This window comes from Oceaniferula marina (genome assembly GCF_013391475.1).
In the GTDB taxonomy this organism is placed as follows: domain Bacteria; phylum Verrucomicrobiota; class Verrucomicrobiia; order Verrucomicrobiales; family Akkermansiaceae; genus Oceaniferula; species Oceaniferula marina.
Genome location: NZ_JACBAZ010000002.1, coordinates 1 through 19,980 on the forward strand (window position 1 = coordinate 1; position 19,980 = coordinate 19,980).

General features: G+C 52.7%; 14 protein-coding genes. 9 read left to right on the forward strand and 5 right to left on the reverse strand.

Annotation, left to right across the window (positions count from 1 at the left end; translation table 11 throughout):
- A partial coding sequence (locus tag HW115_RS04770) for an RHS repeat-associated core domain-containing protein (RefSeq protein WP_227021287.1) occupies positions 1–483 on the reverse strand: 483 nt, incomplete at its 3' end.
- An 82-nt stretch (positions 484–565) separates the two neighbouring features.
- Positions 566–1,069 carry a hypothetical protein gene (locus HW115_RS04775; RefSeq protein WP_178931460.1) on the reverse strand — a complete coding sequence of 168 codons (504 nt, stop codon included), beginning with the start codon at positions 1,067–1,069 and terminating at the stop codon, positions 566–568.
- Between the two features lie 177 nt (positions 1,070–1,246).
- On the opposite strand from HW115_RS04775, the gene relB reads away from it, so the two are divergent.
- Complete coding sequence (gene relB, locus HW115_RS04780) at positions 1,247–1,474, forward strand: type II toxin-antitoxin system RelB family antitoxin (protein ID WP_178931461.1); 228 nt, start codon at positions 1,247–1,249, stop codon at positions 1,472–1,474.
- Positions 1,458–1,724: a type II toxin-antitoxin system RelE family toxin gene (locus HW115_RS04785; RefSeq protein ID WP_178931462.1), complete on the forward strand. Its 267-nt coding sequence runs from the start codon at positions 1,458–1,460 to the stop codon at positions 1,722–1,724. The genes relB and HW115_RS04785 overlap by 17 nt, the downstream gene beginning before the upstream one ends.
- 42 nt (positions 1,725–1,766) lie before the next feature.
- On the opposite strand, the gene tadA is transcribed toward HW115_RS04785, so the two are convergent.
- Positions 1,767–2,282: a tRNA adenosine(34) deaminase TadA gene (gene tadA / locus HW115_RS04790; protein ID WP_319609275.1), complete on the reverse strand. Its 516-nt coding sequence runs from the start codon at positions 2,280–2,282 to the stop codon at positions 1,767–1,769.
- A 198-nt stretch (positions 2,283–2,480) separates the two neighbouring features.
- On the opposite strand from tadA, the gene rpe reads away from it, so the two are divergent.
- Both rpe and HW115_RS04800 read left to right on the forward strand, forming a co-directional pair.
- Positions 2,481–3,131: a ribulose-phosphate 3-epimerase gene (rpe, locus tag HW115_RS04795; RefSeq protein WP_178931463.1), complete on the forward strand. Its 651-nt coding sequence runs from the start codon at positions 2,481–2,483 to the stop codon at positions 3,129–3,131.
- 47 nt (positions 3,132–3,178) lie between these two features.
- The gene (locus HW115_RS04800; RefSeq protein WP_178931464.1) at positions 3,179–5,020 is read left to right on the forward strand and encodes an NPCBM/NEW2 domain-containing protein; all 1,842 of its coding nucleotides are present in this window, start codon (positions 3,179–3,181) and stop codon (positions 5,018–5,020) included.
- A 37-nt stretch (positions 5,021–5,057) separates the two neighbouring features.
- Here the strand turns inward: HW115_RS04800 and HW115_RS04805 are convergent, their stop codons facing one another.
- Both HW115_RS04805 and mnmG read right to left on the reverse strand, forming a co-directional pair.
- Positions 5,058–6,377 (reverse strand): alpha/beta hydrolase family protein, encoded by a 1,320-nt coding sequence (locus HW115_RS04805; protein WP_227021288.1) that lies wholly within the window; start codon positions 6,375–6,377, stop codon positions 5,058–5,060.
- A gap of 981 nt (positions 6,378–7,358) precedes the next feature.
- Entirely contained in the window at positions 7,359–9,218 is a 1,860-nt protein-coding gene (mnmG, locus tag HW115_RS04810; protein WP_178931466.1) for a tRNA uridine-5-carboxymethylaminomethyl(34) synthesis enzyme MnmG, read from the reverse strand.
- Positions 9,219–9,384: 166 nt separating this feature from the next.
- Here mnmG and HW115_RS04815 point away from each other — a divergent pair, with 166 nt between their 5' ends.
- The 5 genes from HW115_RS04815 to HW115_RS04835 all read left to right on the forward strand — a co-directional run bounded on the left by HW115_RS04815 (position 9,385) and on the right by HW115_RS04835 (position 19,843).
- Positions 9,385–9,828: a universal stress protein gene (locus HW115_RS04815; protein ID WP_178931467.1), complete on the forward strand. Its 444-nt coding sequence runs from the start codon at positions 9,385–9,387 to the stop codon at positions 9,826–9,828.
- Between the two features lie 88 nt (positions 9,829–9,916).
- On the forward strand, positions 9,917–11,230 hold the full coding sequence (gene hflX / locus HW115_RS04820; protein WP_178931468.1) for a GTPase HflX: 1,314 nt from the start codon (positions 9,917–9,919) through the stop codon (positions 11,228–11,230).
- A gap of 98 nt (positions 11,231–11,328) precedes the next feature.
- On the forward strand, positions 11,329–12,477 hold the full coding sequence (locus HW115_RS04825) for a L,D-transpeptidase (RefSeq protein WP_178931469.1): 1,149 nt from the start codon (positions 11,329–11,331) through the stop codon (positions 12,475–12,477).
- A gap of 190 nt (positions 12,478–12,667) precedes the next feature.
- Positions 12,668–15,865, forward strand: coding sequence for a carbamoyl-phosphate synthase large subunit (gene carB / locus HW115_RS04830; RefSeq protein ID WP_178931470.1), 3,198 nt, complete (start codon positions 12,668–12,670; stop codon positions 15,863–15,865).
- A 129-nt stretch (positions 15,866–15,994) separates the two neighbouring features.
- Positions 15,995–19,843, forward strand: coding sequence for a lamin tail domain-containing protein (locus HW115_RS04835; RefSeq protein ID WP_178931471.1), 3,849 nt, complete (start codon positions 15,995–15,997; stop codon positions 19,841–19,843).
- The last annotated feature ends 137 nt before the right edge of the window (positions 19,844–19,980 follow it).

Here is a 19,980-nt window from a genome sequence, read left to right on the forward strand (position 1 = left end):
TTTAGTCTCCGCTTTTTGCTCAGCTGCACGCGCACCGTTCATTCCACCACCAGTGGAGCTTCCTTCTGCGACTTCTATAATCGGTAAAGGGCCTAATAAATATCTCAGCAAGGGAGCAACTCCATCTGGAAGCATCTCCACACAGCATTTATCAATCTCAACCTCAATCATGGCCTCTGCTAAAGCAATCCACATCATACCTGCGTTAGGATTGAAAGGAGGATTAGGTGGTCCGGGAACTTTTTGGGGAGGAGCTGGCCTTACGTTTGCGTTACCACCTCCAGGAGGCTGAGGAAGAGGAATAAATCTAGGACGCCTTTCAAGCCCTTTCACGTCGTAGTAATTGATGCTATCGTTATCAATCATTCCATACACATTAATTCCGCCTTGCTCTTCAATCGGATCTCTCGATTTCCACCTCCCCGTCACCGGATCGAGATACCTGTATGCGTAGTAGTTGAGCCTGAAGTTTGAGGTTTTCATCACTCAATTTTGAATCCACAATCCTCGGACTGACCCTTTCTGTCCTCGGTTCATACCGTTTGATCCTTTGTAAAATCAAAAATCAAGGACTGACACCTCTCCTTCGGCCGGGAAGAATAACATCTCCTTTCAAACTATAATATACATAGGCACTATCCTTAATGGAGCCTGGACTATCAAAAGAACGAAAAGATCCACCCTCAAAGATAAAGACACATATACTCCCCTCTTTGTAATGCAAGATACTGCTACAAACCAAAGAATATTTTTTGGTTTCAGGAAACTTTTTCGCTAAAGCCTTTTTACATTTCTCTTGAATTTTCTTAGTGAGCAACAACGAAGTATCACCTTTATGGATCATATCTCGTGACAACCTCATTTCGTAATATTCACCTCCAATCCTTGAATGACCAATCAGTATTTGATCGCCAAGTGAAATTTGAACAAACAAAAACCAAACAAATAATACTATATTTTTCATTACACTTAATAACTTTTTTAATATTTCTCCAGATTTTATAGTAGTTGTAACCAAAATCTGAACAAGACAAACCATGCGAACCTGTGGCTGGGCAAGCCTTCCCATCACTGGATCGAGATACCTGTATGCGTAATAGTAGAACCCGGACGAAATGTGAGTAGGAGCAGATCTATTTTTCAGAGGTGTCTCCTCTCGCAAACACTTACTGCTCGAATATGTCGCTATGAAGCCCATTAACGATCTGAGTTGCTATCAGCTAAATGACGGCGGCTGAAGTGTAAAATGTGGATATCCTTCTATTTTCCGCTTGCTATACGACTCAAACCCGATCTCGAGAAACGCCTTGCCGCGCTCGCAGAGAAGACTGGTAGAACAAAGACCTTCTACGCCCGTGAGGCCATAGAGCAGCACCTCGAGGACCTCGAGGACTACTATCTTGCTGCGGAATCAGCGAGAAACCCAGGACGCATTTACAGCTCTAAAGAGATAAAACGTGAGTTGGGATTATAGTTTTACGTCCAGGGCCCGTAAGGAACTCAAAAAGCTCGGGCACGAATCGGCCCGCAAAATCATACGTTTCCTTGATGAACGTGTTTGTGAGGCGGACAACCCTAGACAACATGGCAAAGCCCTCAAAGGAAGTCTTGATGAATACTGGCGTTACCGGATTAAAAACTTCCAGATTCTTTGTGAAATCAAGGATGACACTCTGATTGTCCTTGTTGTCAAGGTGGGTCACAGACGCAACGTTTACGATTGATTCAAATCCACAGCTGAATCACCATGCCCGGACGACCACCACTCAGCCCTGGGATGTCTCCGAACTTCCCCGGGCTTCTTTTTTGCGCTGACGGGCTTCCCGAAAAAAGCTCTGCAAAATCCCCAGGCACTCGTCCCCCAAGACCCCGGATGCCAAATCACAGCGGTGGTTCAAGGGAGGATTGGCATCGAGCAAATTAATCCAACCTCCCGCCGCGCCCCCCTTGGCATCAGGGCAACCAAACACCACACGGTCCGGTCGGCAGTGCACAATCGCACCGGCACACATCGGGCAGGGTTCTTTTGTTACATACAAAGTGCAACCTTCGAGCCGCCAGTCCCCGAGTGCACTCTGGGCCGAGGTCAACGCCAACATCTCCGCATGGGCCGTTGCATCCTTCAGGGTTTCAACCTGGTTCCACGCCCGGGCAATCACTTGACCCTCACGCACAATCACAGCCCCTACCGGGACCTCCTCGGCACGGTATGCCTTTTGAGCCTCGCGTAAGGCCAATTGCATAAAATAATCATCGGACTGATAGTCAAACTGCTCGCTCACGACCAAAGAGTGACAAAAATCCGCCACCAAACAAACCCAAATCGAACCCGGAAACCCATGCAACGCGACAGTGGCATCGTCAGAGTCATCAGCGCTGACTCCGGAATCTGAAAATAGTTCAATATCTCCTCGTTTCCTTCTTCCAATTTTTCATAATGGCTCTATCGCCGGCTGTGGCGAACTTACGAAAATTAACCCATGAAACGAATTATTGCTCCTTCTCTGCTCGCCGCTGATTTTTCCCGTATCGGTGAGGAAACCCAACGTGCCATTGAGTCAGGAGCCGACTGGCTCCACCTCGACGTCATGGACGGCCACTTTGTCGACAATATCTCCTTTGGCCCTGCCATCATCGATGCCATCAATCGCTCATCCGATATCTATCTCGACGTCCACCTGATGATTTCCCGTCCGGATCACTACCTGCCCCGCTTCATTGACGCAGGAGCCAACATGATCACCGTACACACCGAATCGGAACACAACGTTGCCAACACGCTCGAGCGCATCCGTGAAGCTGGCTGTGACGCTGGGCTCGCCATCAATCCCGCCACCTCGCTCGATGACGCCCTGCCCTACCTCGACCAGATTGACATGCTGCTCTGCATGACCGTGGTTCCCGGCTTCGGCGGGCAATCTTTCATGCATGAAGTCATGCCTAAAATTGAAGAAGCTGTCCGTATCCGTGAACAGCGCGGGCTTAACTTTCAGATTCAAGTCGATGGCGGGATCGATGCCAGCACGGCCGTCCCCGCCACCCAGGCTGGTGCCAACGTTCTGGTCGCCGGCTCTTCCACCTTTTGCGCACCGGACATGGCTGCAGCCATTGAAGCCATCCGGACCGCGTGAACTCCACTCACCAAAAAGACCAAGCACCGCATCCCACATCCATCACCATGAAGCTACGATTTCCTTTGCCTCTTGCCTGTCTGACCATGTTCGGCACCCTCGCCCACGCCAGTTTTACACCTGAACAAGAAATCAAAGAGAAAGTCCCCCAGGCGAAAAAAATCATCGATTCATGGAAAAATGCATCCACCAAGGCTGAGAAGCGAACTGTGCACGTCGTCTATTGGTCGCCCGCTGACCGCCAACCAGCGCCGAAACATCGCGAACGTCTGACCCGGGTGATGCAGGAAGCCCGAAAATTTTATTCCAATGGGATGGACAAACTCGGCTTCGGCCCGATGAGCATCTCACTCGACCTCGATCAGGACAAGCTGCTGCGCATTCACGAAGTTCAGGGCAAACACCCCTACACCCATTATCGCTACAACTCGGGAAACGAAATTCGCGATGAGTGCCGGCCCACCTTGGAAAAAGCCGGACTGGATCTAAATCAAGAAACCATCGTCCTGTTCTGTAATATGTCGAACTGGGCACCGGAGAAAAAGCGCATCACCCAAAACAGCCCCTACTACGCTGGTGGCACCCCCAGAAACGGCTGCGCCTGGCAGGTGGACTCACCCATTCTCGACCCCATCTACCTGACCAAACAGGAGCCCAAAGTCCACGACGGCCAATACGGACACATCTCGATCGGCAAGTACAACTCGATTTTTTGCGGTGGCGTCATCCACGAACTTGGCCACGCCCTCGGACTCCCCCATTGTTGCGCTCGAGCCGACGAAAAACAACGCTGGGGCACCGCCTTGATGGGACTCGGCAACCACACCTACGCCGAAGACCTACGCGGCGAGGGAAAAGGTACGTTTCTCACCCTGACCAACGGCCTGAGGCTCTCCACCCACCCACTCTTCACCGGTCACCGACAAGAGATCGAAACCCGCTCCACCTCAAGCCTGAGCCATCTGCAAGCCCGCAATGATCCGGCATTCGGTGAAAAATCCTTCAGCATTACAGGCAGCATCCACACCCCGAAGAACATGGCACCGGCCTACGCCATCCTCGCCTACTGTGACCCCGAGGGCGGAAAAAATTACGACGCCACCACCGCCACCGCCATCCCGGACAAACAAGGCCGTTTCACCCTCCACTGCACCGATCTCAAAGCCGGTAAAAAGGCCCAACTGCGACTCGTCATCCTGCACTGCAACGGCGATGCCTCCTCGCACGTCGGCCCGTACAGCCCGTTCAGCTACGATTACTACGTTGACTCCAAAGGCATACCCCACATCGATGCTCTGAACTTCGCCATGATGTTCTCCGAGGTGCAACAAGCAAACCGCGACAAAAAGCCGGAGCAACGCAAAAAAGCCTTGGAATCACTCAGCCGCTCCAAAGTTAGCAAAGCCGCCACCATCGCCAAACGCCTCTTGGCCGAGCAACACCTCGAAGGCAAACCTGCCAGCATCAGCAAACAAAAAAAATCGATCGCACTCGGTGACACCGAACCAGACCAGGTGAGAAACGGCTACGGAGAGCCACTCTACAACCGTATGCCCAGCGACAGCATGATCCTCCAGGCATCCGGACAAACCTTCGAACATGGCGTTTACGCCCACGCTCCCGCCCGCCACCAATACGCACTCGCTGGCCAATGGAAACGACTCAAAGGACAGTGCGGACTCGCCCAAAACTCACCCGGCAGTGTGCGTTTTATCATCCGTGCCGACGGCAAAGAGCTCTGGCGCTCAGCTATCATGCGCGCGAATACCCTCAGCTCCTACGACGTTGATCTCAGTGGCAAACAAAGCCTCGAACTCATCGTTGAAGACGCAGGTGACGGCAACCGCTCGGACTGGGGGCTCTGGCTCGAGCCCACACTGGAGCGCTGATCGCACCCTGCATCAGAGCTGACCAGCGAAAAATCAATCAGCGCAGTTTCACCGACAGCTCAGCTGTAGCTATCGAGGTCGCATCAAGGCGCTGCTCAACCGAACGAATCATGGCATCCACGCTACGCTTCACCTTGCCCTGAAACAAAACCTCCCCCGCTCCGGACTTCACGGTGACTGCTTGATCAAGGTCAAGCAACGCGTCGGACAGGCGTAAAGTGACAGAATCCATCGGTTCAAACGGCTTTCCCTGATCCACCTTTTCAGTCTCCAGCACAGGTGGGTCAAGCAACTCATCGCTCTTCGGTAAACTCAAGGTGATCGTCTGCCCCACGACTTCCGCCGTCAACATCTGCCTGGCTTTCGGCGCCGGATTGGCCAGCCAGTAGAAACGCTCCTGAGTGACATTGTCCTGATACCATTGCACCTTTTTAGGCCACGGATTTCGGGTATGATTAGCCAACCATGGGATGGCTTGCTGGCATTCACGGTTCATCCAATGTCCATACTGGGGATACACAATCCATTTGTGCGGATAAGCGCCCGGCTCAGCCTTTGCCAACTGATCCAGCTTCTTTCCCCAAGCCTCACACCACTGGTTGCGTTTATATGCCGCATCCTTTCCTCCACATTGAATGATATAGGGAAGGTTCAACAAATTATACGTCTGAGCATCGCCCGGGTGACCCGCCATCATACCCGCTCCCGCCCAACGGTCTGCCATCCGTGGAGCCAACTGATAAACCCCGTCACCACCAGCTGAATAACCCACGATATACACCTTGTTAGGGTTGATGTCAGCAAACAAAATAAAGTTGTCTATCAATCGATCAAACATTCTATCAATGTGAGCCAAATGCCAGAGATCCCATGTGTCTGTTGGGGCTCTGGGAGCGAGCATAATACCTTCTTTCGGGGTATACAGCTTCACTTGATTCGACCACTGTTGGTCATTCACACGCGCGGGAGCACCTCCGCCTCCATGCATTGAAATATAAAGGGAATGGCCACCTTCGGGCTTCTCACCGAGGGTCCGGTACTGATATTTTAAAACCTTACCTCCCAGGGTAATGGCCTTGGATTCAAATTCCTTTTTTCGCAGTTCTTTTTCCCTGTTAGTTTTAATTGATAGGATTTGTTGGGATAGTTTGTTAGCCTGATCTCGACTCAACATTTTCTGGTTGTCGTTTCTCAGCTGATCCCATTGCGGATCGAATGACGTCTTCTCCGGTGCCGACACCGCGGACGACTCATCCGCAGATACGGGCACAGCCAACACAAAGACAGAGGAAAACAAACCCAAACCACAGGCAATCATTTCGCGATTCATGTCTTCATCCTGACGCAAGCGGTTCAAAATGCAAGCAAGAGGGCTGAAAGGAGCAGTCGGGGCAGGGGAGGGCACACTCGCAGTACCTCATGGGGCCAGCACAGGTAAAAAAAACCAATAAGGACAGCCTCTTCACCTTGGATCGTCGGTATCGATTTGGTATAATACCATTCTCCCAGTTAAATTGGCAGAATGGTTTGAGTTTAAGATGATGAGTCAGTCAGCAAGCTGAATGGTAAGAGGACACTGAATCTTTTAGATTTTACCGTTGTTGCGCGTCGGTTGCATAGCCCGCTATGCGCCTTCCTTGCGCCTAGTTAAAATCGAAAGCCTTCAGTGCCATTCAGCCAATCTAACTGATCAAATGGTATAATGCTCTCAACAACTGCGACCATTCTCAAAACAGGCGAAGCAATCGATGATTTGATGCGAGATGCAAAAAGGCCGAAAGTGGACTGCGCGATTCATAAAGGTTTCGGATCCATTTCTGTTATGACGTTGCTTCTCCCTGGTCGAGGTGCCCGAAACACAAGAATCACAAATTCGTCATCGCTGAGTCAACATGGGCAGCATCCCCATTTAGCAAAAAATCAGGCGACCAAATTCAGGGCAGACATCGATTTTTCTCTCAGCACCCAAATCTCGAAAAAACATGCTCATTTTCGAGCTATTTTTAAGGCCCTGAGAATCCATTTTTTAAACGCCTCACGGGGGGTAGGACAGGCGGTTTGATTCTTGACCCCTTTAAATTCGCCCAAAAACCAAGATAATCGACTGATTATGAGTAAGTTAAGCGACCATTCAAAAAAGACGGTTTTCAGGCCTCTTTTTACTACATTTTGGGGCTAAAACAAAAATAGGGGCCCTATCTTGTATTTTGAACCCTGATGCTGAAAAGCCACCTTACAAAGGCTAAATAATTAGCATTTAGCTGAAGCTTTCCATGAAACAACTCGTAAAGGGCTTCCAATTTTTTCAAATCGACCAAGTGAGGCAGAAAAATCGGCCTCATTTACGCAAGGCGATGGCAAGAATCGCAACATCAGCAGGGGTGATTCCCGAGATGCGACCCGCCTGACCGATCGTTTTTGGGCGGATGGTATTCAGGTGTTTTCTCGCTTCCGCTTTGAGACCTTGCACCGCATCATAGTCAAAATGGTCCGGGATACGCTTGTCTTCCATACGCTGAAGTCGCTCGATTTGCGCCTGCTGACGCTCCAAATGCCCAGCATATTTAAAGTCGGTCTCCAAAAGCGACCACAAGGGGGCAGGGGCCTGCTCAAGAATTTCCCTCGGCAGTGAACGCCACGAGTTTTCAGAGCGACGGAACCAATGATCCAGCTTGATACCTTCATGCGAAATCGTCGGGATCAAGGCCTTGGCAGCATCCAGTGCGCTTGTTTTCTCACACAATCGCTCAGCTCTCAAACCAGATACCAAGCCGATATCCGCAGCCAGAGGACTGAGTCGTAGATCGGCATTATCCTGCCGCAAAAGCAGTCGGTACTCCGCACGCGAAGTAAACATCCGGTAGGGTTCGGTCGTTCCCTTGGTCACCAAATCGTCGATCATCACTCCGATGTATGCTTGGTCGCGCCTCAGGACAAACTCAGCCTGACCCATCACCTTGAATGCGGCATTCGAACCCGCCATCAAACCCTGGGCCGCCGCCTCTTCATAGCCAGAGGTGCCATTGATCTGACCCGCAAAATAAAGACCCGAAACCTGCTTGGTCTCCAGGGTGGGGGACAACTGAGTCGGAGGACAATAATCATATTCCACTGCATAGCCGGGACGCATAATCTGAGCCTGCTCCAGTCCGGCAATCGAATGGATAAAGTCCAACTGCACATCATAGGGAAGGGACGTGGAGACCCCGTTGATGTAATATTCATGGGTGTGGCGACCTTCCGGCTCCAAAAACACCTGATGTCGCTCTCGTTCGGCAAACTTCACCACTTTATCCTCGATCGACGGACAATATCTCGGCCCCGGGCCTTCAATTTTACCCGCATACATAGGCGATTTATCGAGGTTATTGCGTATAATATCATGGGTTTGAGGACTGGTCCAGGTGATGTGACAGGGCACTTGTTCCACGTGGAACGTCAAATCATCCTCATTCGCTTTCCCATTGAGGGTGTGCAAATCATCAGGGTGCTTGACCAGCGTATCCGCCATATAGGAGAAGAAGGGTGGGGGAGTATCACCTTCTTGTTGATCGGTTTTGGAAAAATCAATCGTCCGACCATTGATCCGGCAAGGCGTGCCCGTTTTGAATCGTTCCACTTGGAAACCAAGTCGATGCAGAGCATCGGACACCGTGGATGTGGCATCACCCATACGACCACCGACTTCATTCTTCATGCCAACATGCATCAGCCCGCGCATGAACGTTCCTGCCGAGAGCACCACTGATCGGGCGCTTATCTGCAACTGTAAAGAAGTACTGACCCCGACCACCTGATCGTTTTCAACCAGGATATCCGCAACATTTCCCTGATGCAGGTCAATGCCATCGGTCGATTCCAGTAGGTGTTTGATCCGGAACTGATACGCCTTTTTATCGCATTGCGCACGAGGAGCCCGAACCGATGGTCCTTTACTGGCATTGAGCATGCGAAATTGGATCCCGGTTGCATCGGTATTCAAGCCCATGGCCCCGCCGAGCGCATCAATTTCCCTGACCATGTGTCCTTTGGCAAGACCACCGATGGCCGGGTTGCACGACATCGCACCAACCGTATCGATGTTCTGGGTCAGAACCGCCACCGAACATCCGAGCCGGGCAGCAGCCAAGGCGGCTTCGACACCGGCGTGACCAGCTCCGATCACAAGAACATCATAACTTTTGGGGTAAGTGAACACGCCGGGTATGTAGCCCTAAAACCATAAGATTCAAACTCGAAATATCCATGTGCAACAAGCTGATGTTCCACGTGGAACGTAGAACATCCCTCAATCGAAATTTTTCGCTCGGTAAGATTCGATATTGATTGTCCCGTGGCATCAATTGTGATAGAGGTGTACTGCTATGAAAACGATTGTTGCAGGGATAGATTTTTCAGATGCTTCCAAGCCTGTGCTTGAGGCAGCCACCAAACTCGCCAGAGCCCTGGGTGAGGGGCTTCATCTGGTTCATGTGGTCGAAGCCGAGCCGACTTATGCGGCCTACGGTTTTTCACCGGACGAGTTTCCTGCGATGCAGGAGGTTCAGCAGGAATCCGTCGAACGCGCTGAGCGAAAACTTACGAGTATTGCGAGTGAAATCGACATCAAGGGCATTGAAACCGCCGTTCTTCAAGGCCAAGCACTACACAGCATTCTGGAATATGCGGAAGAAGTGGATGCCGATCTTCTGGTGCTCGGCTCGCACGGTCATGGTTTCCTGGGAAGCCTACTCCTAGGCAGTGTTGCTGAGGGTTGCGTGAGAAAAGCCAAGTTTCCCTCCTTGATTGTTCCGGTCTCATCAGACTAGTCGAAAAGACAAAAAGAAACGAAACCGCGCCTCGCGCTGTTGATTGGCTCTTGTCATTCACGGGCAAGTAAGGCATGGCATGACCTGCATGTTTGAGGTTAGAGACAAACCGGAAATGGTCGAGCGCGCCTTGCTCGTACGTATCTGTCATGACCGCCGTGAAGCGGATGAAGCGGAATCCCTGTTGGCGGAGCTCGGCGAGCTGGTCAACACCCTGGGGATCGGAGTCATAGACTCCGCGCTCGTGTTTACCCGATCACTTCACAAACGCTATCTCTGCGGAACAGGTAAGGCTCAGGAAATTGCAGATCTCGCCAAAGCCCATGAATGCGACTGCATTGTGTTCGATAACGCCTTTCTACCGTCACAACAACGCAACTGGGAGGAACTCACCGGGGTCTGTGTCATTGACCGCGAAGAAGTCATTCTCGATATCTTTTCCAAGCGCGCTCATACCCGCGAAGCCCGACTACAGGTGGATCTTGCAAGGATGCAGTATTCATTACCGCGCCTTTCCAGGATGTGGGGTCACCTCGACCGCGAGGGTGGGGGAGCCGGAGGTGGCAAGGGTGGGGGTGGCGCTGCCCGGGGAATGGGAGAACAGCAAATCGAAGTGGATCGACGGCTCGCCCGGACACGGATCGACCAGTGCAAACGGGAACTGGCGGAAGTCCGCAAACAGCGCAACACCCGACGCAAAGAGCGCGAAAAACAAGGGACTCCCTGCGCAGCGATTGCCGGATATACCAATGCTGGAAAATCCACACTGCTCAACCGGCTTTCCGATGCCGATGTCATGGCGGAAGACATGCTGTTTGCCACCCTCGATACGACGACCCGCTCCATTGAGTTGCCCGATGGTCAGGCCTTGCTCTTGACCGATACCGTTGGCTTTGTCCGCAATCTTCCACACCGCTTGGTTGAAGCCTTCAAAGCTACATTGGAAGAGGCCGTCCTGGCCGACTTCATTATCCATGTGCTTGATGCCTCGTCGCCTGAAGTCCTCAAATTTTACCAAACCACGATCGAGGTGCTTGAAGAACTGGGGGCGGGGGACAAGCCGATGCTTGTCGTCTTGAATAAAATCGATGCTCTCGACGACCCGGTTCAGCTGGCCGGTCTGGAGGTTTCCTTTCCTGAAGCTGATCACACGATTGCCGTCAGTGCCAAAACAGGGCAGGGGATGGAAGAGCTCCTTAAGCTCTGCTCCAAGATGATGGCAGACCGAGTCCAGACACAACGTTATCGGATTCCACAAAGCCGCGGAGACCTCTCCGGTATGCTTTACCGTGAGGCAAAAGTCATTTCTACGGAATATGAAGGCAATGATATGGTTCTTACAGCTGTCGTTCCTGCAAGCATTGCTGGAAAACTCTCCGAATACATCGATGCGGAGGAGTAAATCCAAACGGGGAACCGCAACAACATTGGCACAACCATTTTCGGGTCCTCTCCATTGACGCGCCTGACAACGATGCCATCTTATCCCAGACTGAAAACATGATCCGAACCACGCTTTTCACCATTTTCCTTAGCAGCAGCCTATTTGCTCAGGCGGTCCCACTTGTCCCTGCCACTCCGACACCGGGCAGCACCGAAACCACAAACCCAGCCAAAACGCCGGCCAAAGCCGTGGTCATCGAAGAAGATCCGGCCGCGAGCAGCTCCTCAAAAACGGACAAGGCCTCCCGCACCCTGAGCGATAGCGGGATCACTCTTCCCCCCAAAGGTGAGGCATCCGTCAAACTCCAGATCTACCTCGACCAACAACATTTTGGCCCGGGCATCATCGACGGCAAACCAGGCACCTTCACTCAGAAAGCCATCGCCAACTACAACCTGAGTAAAGGAAGGGAGCAAACCGATACCCGTGTGCTGAAGGAGGCCGAAGAAAAAGTATCCGTCACCTATGCCACTGCGATCGTTCCATCGACCGTCAACGACTACGTGGATACCAGCCTACCCTATAAACGCTCCCTCCAGGCACAACGCAAAGCCATGCACTATCGAAGCATTGGCGAATTCATGGCCGAACGTTACCATACCTCCGAAGACCTTCTGGTTGAACTGAATAGCAAAAAAGCCGTCTGGGGTGCCCAGCCAGGGTCGGTGCTGAAGGTTCCCAATATCGAGCCCTTCCTGATTGAAAACCTCAAACGTGGTCGAAGCCATAAAACAACAGAAGAACTGAGCGCCCGGCACGTCATCGTCGATACCCAGATCAAGCAGGTCCTCATCTACAAACTTCAGCTTCCGAATGAGCAAAGCAACGGCGATACCGTCACCGTCAAGGCCGCCCAACCCAAACTCATCGCCAGCTTTCCCATCACCCCCGGAAAAACCCAATTCATCCCCAAGGGGTTCTGGAACCTCAAAAATAGCTACGAACTCATCGAATGGCGCTACGACCAACAAATGTTAGATACCGGAGTTCGCAGTAAAACCGGCCTCGCCATCCCACCCGGCCCTAACAACCCGATTGGCGTGGTCTGGAACGGACTGACCAAGTCAGGCATCGGGATCCATGGCACAGATAATCCACGAACCATCGGCCGCGCTCGCAGTGCAGGGTGCATCCGGCTGGCCAATTGGGATGCGGCCCGCTTCCCGAACCTGGTTCGCCCCGGCGCCGTAGTCGTCATTCGCTAAAAGCTCGACAGCAATCCGTTCTTTCCATGGGACTTAAGTAATACCAACTCAACGCAGCCCCATTTAATTAAGTAAAACTAAGCATCTGCCGGCTTTTCCCTGCTGTCAGAGAAAAATGAAGTAAATCGTCGAGAGGTGCTTTACAAGTCGGACAAACTCGGCATAAATCCTTCAAATTTAGCAACACCCGATGCCTAAAGACGTAACAATTCAAAAAATTCTGGTGATCGGCTCCGGCCCGATCGTGATTGGACAAGGCTGTGAATTTGATTATTCCGGCGTACAGGCATGCAAAGCTCTGCGCGAAGAGGGCTATGAAGTCATCCTGGTCAATTCCAATCCGGCGACGATCATGACCGACCCCGAGTTTGCACCGCGCACCTTCATCGAACCGATCACTCCGGAAGTCGTTGAAAAGATCATCGCCCGTGAGAAACCGGATGCCTTGTTGCCGACCCTCGGTGGCCAGACCGCACTCAACACCTCGATGGATCTCTTCAAGTCCGGAGTGCTGGACAAATACAATGTGCGTATGATCGGCGCCAATGCCGATGCCATTGACAAGGGAGAAGACCGACTCCGCTTCAAGGAAGCCATGCTAAAAATTGGGCTGGACCTGCCGCTGAGTGGGGTTGCCCACACCATGGAAGAGGGCCGTGTCATTGCTGAAGAAATCGGGACCTACCCGCTGATCATCCGCCCGGCCTTCACCCTCGGGGGAACCGGAGGTGGTATCGCCTACAACAAAGAAGAATTTGAAACCATCGTCACCCGGGGAATCGATCTCTCTCCCGTCAACGAAGTCCTCATCGAGGAAAGCCTGCTCGGATGGAAAGAGTATGAAATGGAAGTGATGCGCGACAGCGCCGACAACTGTGTGGTGATCTGTTCCATTGAAAACCTCGACCCCATGGGTGTTCATACCGGAGACTCCATTACCGTGGCCCCCGCCCAAACGCTTTCGGACCGGGAGTATCAAATCATGCGGGATGCCTCTTTTGCCTGCATCCGCGAAATTGGAGTCGAGACCGGAGGTTCGAACATCCAGTTTTCCGTCAACCCTGAGGATGGCCGCTGCATCGTCATCGAAATGAACCCGCGGGTCTCACGTTCATCCGCACTTGCATCCAAGGCGACCGGCTTCCCGATTGCCAAGATCGCCGCCAAACTTGCCGTCGGCTACACCTTGGATGAACTTCCAAACGATATCACCCGCGAAACCCCGGCGTCCTTCGAGCCCACCATCGATTATGTGGTGACCAAACTGCCACGTTTCACCTTCGAAAAATTCCCAACCGCCGACTCGGTGCTCACCACCCAGATGAAGGCCGTCGGTGAAGCCATGTCCATCGGCCGCACCTTCAAGGAGTCGATGCAAAAGGCCTTGCGCTCCCTCGAAACCGGCCGCTTCGGATTCGGGTTCGATGGCAAAGGACCGAAAAACCCAACCCGGGAAGAAATTGAGCGAAAACTCCACGTGCCAAACGCGGAACGGATCTTCTGGCTCAAAACCGCATTCGAACAAGGCTGGACCATCGATGAAGTCTTCGAAGCCACCACAATCGATTTTTGGTTCCTCGAGCATCTGAAACAAATCGTGGATGAAGGCAACAAGCTTGCCGAGCTCGACTTACGTAAAGCCAAACGGCTCGGGTTTTCCGATCACCAGATCGCCCACGCTAAAGGCATCAGTCAGGACGAAGTCCGCGCCCAGCGTAAAGCGGAAGGCATCATCCCGACCTACCGCCTGGTCGACACCTGCGCTGCCGAGTTCGAAGCCATGACACCGTATTACTACTCTACCTACGGTGATGAAAACGAAGCACGCGAAACCGATAAAAAGAAAATTGTTATCCTCGGTGGTGGTCCTAACCGAATCGGACAAGGCATTGAGTTTGATTACTGCTGTGTGCACGCCGCCTTCGCACTCAAAGAGCTGGATTATGAAACTGTAATGGTAAACTCCAACCCGGAGACCGTCTCCACGGACTACGACACCAGTGACAAACTCTACTTTGAGCCTTTGACCCTGGAAGATGTGCTCAACATCTGTGATCAGGAAAAACCAGATGGCGTAATCGTCCAGTTTGGTGGCCAGACACCGCTCAACCTGGCAGCAGACCTCAAGCGCCACGGCGTTCCGATCATCGGCACCTCTCCAGAATCCATCGAACTCGCCGAAGACCGTAAGTTTTTCTCCGCACTCCTTGATAGAATCGGCCTGAAACAAGCCGAAGCCGGAACGGCTGTTAGTGCAGAAGAGGCGGTGAAGGTTGCCCAAAGAATCGGCTACCCAGTATTGGTTAGACCATCATTCGTCCTTGGTGGACGCGCCATGATGATTGTCTACAACGATGCTGAGCTCACTCACTACATGAACGAGGCCGTGGACGTATCACCGGATCGTCCGGTTCTTGTCGACCGCTTCCTGGAAGCTGCGACCGAAGTGGATGTCGATTGTATTTCCGATGGTGAAACCTCTGTTGTTGGAGCCATCATGCAGCACATTGAACAAGCCGGTATTCACTCCGGTGACTCAGCGTGTGTGATCCCGGCGTTCTCTCTATCAGAATCTATCAAAGAGCAAATCATCAAAGCGGCTAAAGATCTTGCCCGTGAACTCAAAGTGCGCGGCTTGATGAACATCCAGTTCGCTGTCAAGGACGAGGAGCTTTACGTCATTGAAGTCAACCCGCGTGCCTCACGCACCGTTCCCTTTGTATCAAAATCCATTGGCGTGCCCCTGGCCAAACTGGCTGCAAAAATCATGGTGGGCAAAACGCTCAAGGAGCTCGGCTTCACCGAGGAGCAACTTCCCGGTCACTACTGCGTCAAGGAAGCCGTTTTCCCATGGCCGAAGTTCCCGGGCATCGATATCGTGCTCGGGCCTGAGATGAAATCCACCGGTGAAGTCATGGGCATCGATCAGGACATGGGCATGGCTTACGCCAAAGCCCAAATCAGCGCCTTCAACCCACTGCCAACGGGTGGCAACGTCTTCTTCTCGGTCAACGACCGCGACAAAGACCGCGCCGTTCAGGTCGCCAAGGATCTCGCCGATCTCGGGTTTGCCATCCACGCCACCGGAGGAACCTACCGCCGCTTTAATGACGAAGGTATTGAAGTCAATCGCCTCTACAAGCTCGCGGAAAGAAAACGCCCGAACGTGCTCGATATGATGAAAAATGGAGAAATCCAGTTCAGTATCAACACACCGAGTGGTCACGAAGCACGCGAGGATGAAGTCCGGATCCGCTCTGCGGCAGTCGCCCATAAGATCTCCCACTGCACCAACCTGTCTGCGGCGGAAGCCTCGATCCTAGCCATCCGCTCACTTCAGGAAAATGAGCTCACGGTCACCACACTGCAGGAATACCATCAGCTGTAGGCCACTCGCCTCCGCCCAATACACTGGGCGCGACGTATAGCTACACACCTGCAAGTGGTTTTTAAAATAAACCACAGCATCTCCCGTGAACCTCTCAGGGGAGTAACGTAGTGTTGCTAACGTCGATTGATGAAACGCACATCTCTATCTCTGCTTGCTGCCACATTCTGTGTGATGCTGCCAGGTTTGCTGTCCGCAAATCCGGTCATCAGTGAGTTTGTCGCTTCCAACGATGGCAGCCACCTCGACGAAGATGGCGATGCTTCTGATTGGATCGAAATCAAAAACAACAGCAGCAGCCCAATCAGCCTCAACAATTGGAAGCTGAGTGATGATGCCAGCCTTCCAGGGAAATGGTCGTTCCCCGAAATCTCACTCGGGCCGGGTGAACACCTGATTGTTTTTGCCTCGGGAAAAAACCGGGCCCAAAGCAACGCCGAGTTACACACCAATTTCTCCCTCTCACAATCAGGAGAATACCTTGCTCTCACCGCCCCGGATGGCAGCGTAGCGAGCGAATTCGCCCCATCCTATCCACCCCAGGAAACCGGCTCCTCCTACGGTGTTTCCACTCCGTCCAATGAAGTCGTGCTGATCAGCGAGGATGACGCCTGCAAGGCATACGTCCCGGACAGCAGCTACCATACCCTCGTCGGTGACACCTGGAAAACCAACACACCGGTATTTGATGACTCAGGATGGCTGAGCGGCACTCAAGGAGTCGGCTACGACGAAAAAACCGGCTATGACAGCGACATCGGCCTGGATGTTGAGGCCATCATGAGTGACATCAATCCCTCGGTCTATATCAGGATTCCAATCACCAGCACCATCGACCCCAACAATATTCTCTCCCTCACCTTACGGGCGAAATTTGAAGATGGTTTTGCCTCATATATCAACGGTGTTGCCCCGGCAAATGGCAGCTCATTTGCCCCGAACCCAGTAACCTGGAATTCCAGCACCGAGGGAGGGAACAGCCCGGAAAGCCAAGCCGGAGTCTTTCAGGAGTTCGACCTCTCCGATACCATTCCTCACCTGGTGGCTGGCAACAACAACCTCCTCGCGGTCCAAGGCCTGAATGCCGCAGCGGGTAGCTCAGACTACCTTTTCCGTGCTGAATTGGTTGCCCAGGTTGCGGACGCCGGAGCCACGACCACCGGGTATTTTGACACACCAAGTCCAGGGACCATCAACGGCAGCACCACGTATGCAGGGTTGCTTGGTGACACCTCCTTTCAAGTTGGGCGGGGGTTTTATTACACCCTTTTCAATGAAACCGTCACCTGCGACGACCCGGGTTCGACCATCATCTACACCACCGATGGCACACTGCCGTCCCTGACCAATGGAACCAAGGTTCCTGCCAGCGACGAGTTTTCAACCCCTCTGGCGATCGTTCCCATTCACACAACAACAACCTTGCGTGCCATCGCAATAAAAGAGGGCTACCGTCCCACCAATGTTGATACCCAAACTTACCTCTTCCTTAACGATGTTCTGAAACAGGATGGTGACGGCTTACCCATCTACGAAAGAGCCAGCACCGATCCAAATTACCGAGGCCCCGCGGTATGGGACTACGAAATGGACGGGCAAATCATCCATGACCCTCGCTACGCGAACCTCATCGATGACCTCCAATCACTGCCGACGCTTTCCATCACGATGCCAGTTGAAGACATTTGGGGTAGCAACGGCATTTACCGCAACCAAACCATGGAAGGATCGGCCTGGGAGCGCGAATGCTCGGTGGAAATCATCCACCCGGATGGCTCCCCGGGCTATCAAGTCAATGGAGGGTTACGCATGCAAGGCTCGGGCAGCCGGGCGCGCTCCGTGGGTAAAAAATCCATGCGGATCGCCTTCCGAAAAGATTACGGATCTTCCCGCTTCAAGTATCCACTCTGGGGATCCACCGGACCCACTGAAGTTTCCAATATCGTCCTCAGAGGTAGTTATTTTGACTCATGGACGGTCCACTCAGACAGTGGAACCATGGAGGGGGTCTCCCGGACCAGTGCACTGCAGTTCCGCACCCACTATGCCACCCTTGCCCACGCCCGCACCGGCAACCTCACGGTGGCATCCAACTGGGTTCACCTCTATATCAACGGCCAGTACTGGGGGCCTTATAATACCCACGAACGGCCGGACGGAGAGTTTGCCGAACTTCACAACGGAGGTGATGAAAGCGATTACACCGTCATCAAAACCAAGGGAGAACTCATTCAAGGGACAAAAACCGCATGGAACGCGCTGATGACGCTATGCAACAATTACACCGGCGGTTTCGATGCCACCCAGCATCAACAAATCCTCGACCAGATCGATCAGGACCAATTCATCGATTACATGTTCGCCAATATCTGGGGGGCAAACAACGACTGGCCACACAATAACTGGTACGTTCACCGGAATGACACCCTCAACGGCCCGTTTCTTTTCTATATCTGGGACCCGGAGCACTATATTTGGACCAATTCGGATAGAACCGGAGTCAGTGATTCCGGCAGTCCGGGAATCATCTACGACCGCCTGCGTAGAGGTCCGGAGTTTCAGGTGCATTTTGGCGATCGCGTCCATAAGCTCATGTTCAATGACGGCGTCTACTCACTGGCTAATATGCTCACACTCTTTCAGGACATCGCAGAAGAACTCGAACCCGCGATGAACTGCGAATCCGCTCGTTGGGGCGATGAACACGCTGATACGCCCTACAACACCATCGACCACTGGCTCCCCCAAGTCGCCTACCGTAAAAACACATGGATTCCAGCCCGGCAAACCACCGTGCTCAACCAACTCCGCTCACGAAACCTCTATCCGGATACGGCAGCCCCCGTCTTTTCCCAACACGGTGGAACCATCCTCTCAGGCTACCCACTCACGATGAGCAACCCGGATGACGTCGGTAACATCTTCTTTACCACCGATGGATCCGACCCCCGACTGACCGGAGGCTCAAACTCCACATCTGCCCAAACCTACTCCGGGCCAGTCACCCTGGAACCCGGCCCCCAAGGCATAACGGTCAAAGCCAGGGTAAAAAACAGCAACGGTGAGTGGTCCGCGCTTAATGAGGCCCATTTCACGATCGGCGCTCAACCGAGCACATCCACGCTGGTCATCAGCGAGTTCAATTATAACCCGGGCGAGCCCACAAGCGCCGAATCCAATGCCGGATTTACCGACAACGATGACTTCGAATTCATTGAATTGCTAAACACCGGCAGCACAACGCTGGATCTGCGAAACCTCGCCTTTGATAACAACATTGAGGGCATCGACTTCGATTTTACCAACGTGCCCACCCCCTTGCTCACCCCGGGTAGCCGTATTGTCCTGGCTAAAAACAGCGCAGCCTATGCCTTCCGCTACGGCAACTCGGAACAGGTCGCAGGAAATTACTCTGGAAAACTCAGTAATGGGGGAGAAACCATCACCCTACTGCACCGCGGGTCCCCCATGATTGCTTTTGCCTACAACGATAAATATCCATGGCCGATCAGTGCCGACGGCCAAGGAACATCCCTCGTCCTGATCAACCCGATGTCCAACCCGGACCATGGACTCGCCGACAACTGGCGAGCATCTGGAACCACCCACGGCACACCGGAAAGTAAGGAAGTCTTACCTGAGTCTCCAGCTCTCCCGCTTGCCGACGCCAATGGCAACGGCCGGGCCGACCTTATCGACTACCTGATCATAGGGCGCCCACAAACTGGAATGCATAACCTTGGTGGCGTAGAACATTATCAGACACTCACATTCACCATCAACCCACTGGCTGAAGCTGCCAGAGCCAGCGTTCAGTACTCTGAAAACCTCAGTCAATGGTCGTCAGCCGATAGCGATATTGACTTGATTTCAGAAACCTTCAACGGCGATGGAACCATCACCTACCAGTGGCAATGCCTGACACCACAGAGTACAGGCAAATGCCAGTTCATGCGTTTGAAAGTAGAGCAGCGTTGATCACCTATTTGAGCACAATTCGTTCAAATACGAACATTTTAAGCCTTGGGCTAGGCTTCCAGGATCCATCGTGTAAGATCAACCTCCTGTCTAAGTATTAGGCATATGGCAAAACTACCTGCCATTCACCACTCAGT